Origin of the sequence: Thiolapillus sp., from assembly GCF_048562965.1 — a bacterium.
Taxonomy (GTDB): Bacteria; Pseudomonadota; Gammaproteobacteria; order Chromatiales; family Chromatiaceae; genus Thiolapillus; species Thiolapillus brandeum_A.
Genome location: NZ_JBHNMF010000378.1, coordinates 1 through 3,206 on the forward strand (window position 1 = coordinate 1; position 3,206 = coordinate 3,206).

Annotated in this window: 2 protein-coding genes; both read right to left on the reverse strand. The window is 53.9% G+C overall.

Annotation, left to right across the window (positions count from 1 at the left end; genetic code table 11):
• Positions 1 to 38: 38 nt before the first annotated feature.
• Complete coding sequence (locus tag ACOCD2_RS15060; protein WP_293672786.1) at positions 39 to 248, reverse strand: AAA family ATPase; 210 nt, start codon at positions 246 to 248, stop codon at positions 39 to 41.
• Between the two features lie 79 nt (positions 249 to 327).
• Positions 328 to 3,206: type I restriction endonuclease subunit R (locus ACOCD2_RS15065; protein ID WP_419601359.1), on the reverse strand; the 2,879-nt coding region annotated here is incomplete at its 5' end.

Sequence of the window (3,206 nt, forward strand, 5' to 3'; positions counted from 1 at the left end):
AAGCCAGAACCTACACCCAAACAACTCGCCAGACTTATTCAAGAGCGACACCGGCGACGACAGGCTGCCACAGAATCCTGTCGGCGGAGGGGTGGGGAAATATGACAAAGTAGAACTAGGTCGATTGCTTCAAGAACAGTAGATTTTCCTGTGTTGTTGTCACCTACTAGAGCGGTATCCCCTGAGAAATACAGCTCCCCGTCCTGGACGCCACGAAAGTTGTTGATTGTCAATCTGACGATCTGCATTTAATGCCCTCCCAAATGGCTAGACAGATAATTACCATCCCGAGACGTAGCAAAGAAATCAAGCATGCGATTTTACCCTCTAGATTTCGTTTGGCTTGATAAAGCGCTCGATGAGTTCATTGCCCTGAGAGAGCAACCTAACAATCGATGCATCAAAAGCCCGCTTGAACTCAGGATCCTGCGCGTAGCTCTTGTACAGGTCCAGTTCCCGTCGCCGTTCCTTGCTGACGGCGTTCTGGATGAGCTTCTCCAGGGCCAGTTGGCTGTTTTGTTTGTCGGGGTTGTTGACGACCTGGGTCTCGTAGCTGGGGTCATCCATCACGTGTTTGGCGATGTTGATGAACTTGACCCGTTGTTCTTCCGGCGTGGCATCCCATCCCTGGAACCAGCGCTCGTTGAATGCCTTGATGATCTCGTCCAGGGTGTCCACCTCTGGCTCATCTGGTGGAACACCACGCGGATTCGGGTTTTGCGGGTCAAGTTCGCTCTCAGATCTGTCCAGCCCGATCTCTTCCCGGAGTTTGGTTCTTTCAAGACCATAGGTGGAAAGATCGACGCTTTCCAGCAGCTCATCGAGCACATCTTTGTCCTTGTCCTTGATCTTCAACTTGGGAATCAGGAACTTAAGGAACCAGTGCAGCTTCTCCCAGGTGATGTTATCGAATGACAGGATGCAGGCGACCTGGGCGTAGATCTTGACGAACTGTTTGGCCTTGATCTTGAAGTCGGCTTTCGCATCGTCGTCCAGTTCCAGTTCGCTGTTGAAGCGCTCTGCGCAGGTATCGATAATCGGGCTGAGTTGTTCGGCGGGCACGCTCTTGAAGAACAGTTCGTTGAATTGCTCCACCTCATGCCATTCGTACACGCCCACTTCGTCCAATGATTCCTTCAGCTCGTGCAGCACGTTCACGTCGGTCGCGGAAGACAGGCTGGTGGCGGTGTAGAACGGGTCGAAGGCTTTTTTGATGGCATCGGTGGTATTGAAGAAGTCAAGGACGAAGATGTCCTCCGTGCGCTTGCCGAGCTTGTGATTACAGCGGTTCAGGCGGGACACCGCCTGCACGGCCAGAACGCCTTGCAGTTTCTTGTCCACATACATGGTGGTGAGCTTGGGCTGGTCGAAGCCGGTCAGGTATTTATTGGCGACCACCAGCAGGCGGTAATCATCACTGTCGAACCTGTCCTCGATGTCTTTGCTTGGAAACCCGTTGATGCCCTCTTCCGTGTATTCGATGCCATCGACGGTCTTTTTGCCGGAAAAGGCGATCACCGCCTTGAATCCGGCTTTGCGTTCTTTCAGGAGGTCACGAATCTTCTGGTAATAATGGATGGCGGTTTCGATATTCCGTGTGACGACCATGCCCTTGGCTTTGCCCTTGAGCTTCTTCGGCTTGACCACATGATCGATGAAGTGGCTGACCATGATCTCGGCCTTGATGGCAATAGTCTCTTTGTGGCCCTCGACATAGGCCCGCAGCTTTTTCTGCGCCTTGGTATTGTCGAACAGCGGGTTGTCCTGGATCGACTTTTCGATCTCGTAGTAGCTCTGATAAGTGGTGTAGCTGGCAAGCACGTCGAGGATGAAGTCTTCCTCGATGGCCTGCTTCATGGAATACAGATGAAAAGGCTTGAAAGTGCCATCGGCTTGTTGCTCACCGAAGCGTTCCAGGGTGGCGTTCTTCGGGGTGGCGGTAAAAGCAAAGTAAGAGGCATTCCCGCGCATCTTGCGGCGGCGCATGGTCTCCAGGATTTTGTCTTGCACCTCGTCTTCGCCATCGTCGTATTCACTGCCCTCGCCCAGCGACCGGTTGAGATTATCCGCCGCCGAGCCGGACTGGGAGCTGTGGGCCTCATCGATGATGACTGCGAAATGCTTGTCCGACAGGTCGTCTATCCCATCCACGATAAACGGGAACTTCTGGATGGTGGTGATGATGATTTTCTTGCCGCTCTCCAGCGCCTTCTTGAGATCCTGAGAACTGTCGGCATGGGCGACGATGTTCTTCACCTCGGAGAACAGCTTTATGTTGTTCTTCAGTTGCTTGTCGAGCACGCGGCGGTCGGTGACCACCACCACCGAATCAAAGACAGGATGATGGCTCCCCGGCTTGTATTGTTCAATCAGCTGGTAGCTCGCCCAGGTGATGGAGTTGGACTTGCCTGAGCCTGCGCTGTGCTGAATCAGGTAGGTATGCCCTACCCCATGATCTCTGGCGTGATCCAGGAGTTTCCTTATCACCTCCAACTGATGGTAGCGTGGAAAAAACAGCGTGCGCCGGTGCAACGGATCATTGGGCTTTTCCCCGACCAGCTTGGCGAAGTGCTCGATGATGTTGGTCAGGCTGTAACGGGTGAGAATCTCCTGCCACAGATAGGCAGTACGATGGCCACCGGGATTGGGCGGATTGCCTTTGCCGTGGTTATATCCCTTGTTGAATGGCAGAAAGACCGTCTTCTTGCCTGCCAGGCACGTGGTCATATAGACCTCGTCGGTATCGACGGCGAAGTGCACCAGACAGCGCCCGAACTGCAACAGCGGATCGTTTGGATCACGGTCCTCCCGGTACTGCTTCATCGCGTGGTAGGTGGTCTGGCTCGTCCAGGCGTTTTTCAGCTCCAGCGTGGCAATGGCCAGGCCGTTGATGAACAGCGCCATATCGATGGACAGATTGGGATTGGCCTGCGAGTAATAGAGCTGGCGCGTTACCGAAAACACGTTGCGCTCGAAATTATCCGCCACTTCCGGGTTGATATCGTTATAGGGCGCGCTGTAGAGCAAGGTGAGGTGGGCATCATTGATCGACAGGCCATTCTTCAGCGTCTTGAGGATGCCGTGTTTTTTTATGCGCTTGTTCAGATGCTCCAGCACCAGCCGCTGCCAGTTGGGCTGGTCCTTCAGCTTGGCCAGTTCATCCGCCTGGGTAGCGTTCAGAAAGCCCCAGAATTTCTCCCTGTCGA